At 62.6% G+C, this 1,728-nt stretch carries 1 protein-coding gene and 1 pseudogene; both read left to right on the top strand.

The window, feature by feature from the left end; all coding sequences use genetic code 11:
- Positions 1–163 precede the first annotated feature (163 nt).
- On the top strand, positions 164–1,450 hold the full coding sequence (locus E2C06_RS36320; protein ID WP_133293364.1) for a hypothetical protein: 1,287 nt from the start codon (positions 164–166) through the stop codon (positions 1,448–1,450).
- 64 nt (positions 1,451–1,514) lie between these two features.
- A pseudogene (locus E2C06_RS36315) lies at positions 1,515–1,728 on the top strand (IS701 family transposase); the annotation flags it as partial.

The following is a 1,728-nucleotide window of genomic DNA, read 5'->3' as shown; positions in this document are numbered from 1 at the left end:
CAGCGGCTCCAGCACCGCCCATTGCTCATCCGTGAGAACCACTGCCGCCCCTTCACAAAGGCGGCCCAACGCCATCAACGCCGCAGCGTTCAGGCGCTAACGGGGCCTAGTATGCCATAGCAGCAGCCACGACAGGAGCGGATCTGTGTCAGTATGCAGATGGATGAAACGCCTGCGCCTCACTGCCCCTTTAGCGGCCTTGTGGCTGACTGCTTGCAGCGTGGTCGACTTCACGCGTCCTGGAACGAGTGACCCAGAGAGCAGCTATGCCACCGTCTATTCGATCTACGCCGAGTTTTGTGCACTCTCCCAGGTCAAGAAGAAGCCCGGGTTCGGCGCCGAAATCCGCGGTGAGATCGGCGGCCACGCCGCCTTCTATGTGAGAGGCGCCTGCCGCAGTACCGGCTCGGACCAACAGCTGTTACGGCCCTGCGGCGATCCGGACGCGGAGACGACAGACGGAGTTGGCATCAGCATGAACGAGCATTTTCGCAATGCGAAATGGATTGCTGTTCCCGGTCGCGAGCTCTTCTTCAACGGCAACCTGCAGCCCGGAGAACGACTGACGCGCGATCGGTATCGTGCGCTTCAGGCTGAGGTACAACAGAGCGGGCTCCTTGATGGGATCGAGTTCCATCCCTGGGTCTTTGCCGACATGCCACCGGGCACCTCACCAGAGAAGTACAAGTACGAGGTTTCCGTTGCCACCGATTATGGCGTTGGCTTCGGGCGCGGTCGCTACTGCGCGCGCGTTGCGATGACACGGCCACAGTTGCTGGCGATGATCGACTTCCTGAATGCCGAGAACGCTCCGTACCGGAGTGGACGTCGCGAATTCCGCTGGAGCCTATTCCAGGACAACTGCATCCACCTCGCGCATAACGCGCTGGCTGCAACGGGCATCTGGGGTGTCTGGCCGACCAATCGGGGCTGGCTGATCTCGGTCCTCGACTTCCCGGTGCCAAAGAATGAGTTCGTCAACCTCATGCGCCGAACCAATGACGCAGCTCTGCTTGATCCGATTACCGCCTGGCAGGACCGGGCCGCGCGCCGGTCTGTGTTGCAATTCGGTCAACTACCGATCAGGCCAGGCGCGATTGCCCTGTCCTGGCCGGCACATGAGCCGAATGATTTCTACGAAACCGCGCTGAAGCTGGTTTTCTACGATGAACCGCATCTCGGCCCCTACCGCGGTTGGCTTCAGGAAATTCTGGCGGACCCGCGCCGCATCAATCTGGAGTACAACCTTGCGGACTTCGCTACGCGCTATCGTCAGCTTCGCGCTGCACGCCAACCACTAGCGTGGTGGCTGGCGCAGGCTGGTCTGCGCAACGCGGAGCCGGCCGATGCCGCAGCATTCCACGCCCAGTTCTACGCCGCACTCGACCAAGGCATCATTGATAGCGATCGGTGGCTTGCCCAAATGCGACGAGTGCGCGCGACGCAGTAGCTAGCAATACAGCTGCACTCTTCTGGAGCTGACGCGTTGTTCGCCTTTGCCGAGGGGTGGACTGTTGAGCGGTGCATCGATCGAGACGACGCTGGAGCTGTGGGCGTTGTCGCCGCGCGACATCAAGGCGCGGATCCGTCCCTTGTTCACCCAGGACCGGGTGGCGGCATCGGCTGGTGGGTTCCTCGATGGGCTGCTCGGCCCTGAGCGGCGCAAGACAGGCTGGATGCGGGCGGAGGCGGCGGGCGACCCGGGGCCGTGGCGCCAGCAGGCCATCC

This window comes from Dankookia rubra (assembly GCF_004355005.1).
GTDB lineage: Bacteria > Pseudomonadota > Alphaproteobacteria > Acetobacterales > Acetobacteraceae > Paracraurococcus > Paracraurococcus ruber_A.
This window is presented reverse-complemented; position numbering and strand designations above follow the sequence as displayed.

Coding starts and splice junctions, on each gene's coding strand:
- E2C06_RS36320 (WP_133293364.1), top strand. CDS start 164: ATGAAACGCCTGCGCCTCACTGCCCCTTTAGCGGCCTTGTGGCTGACT.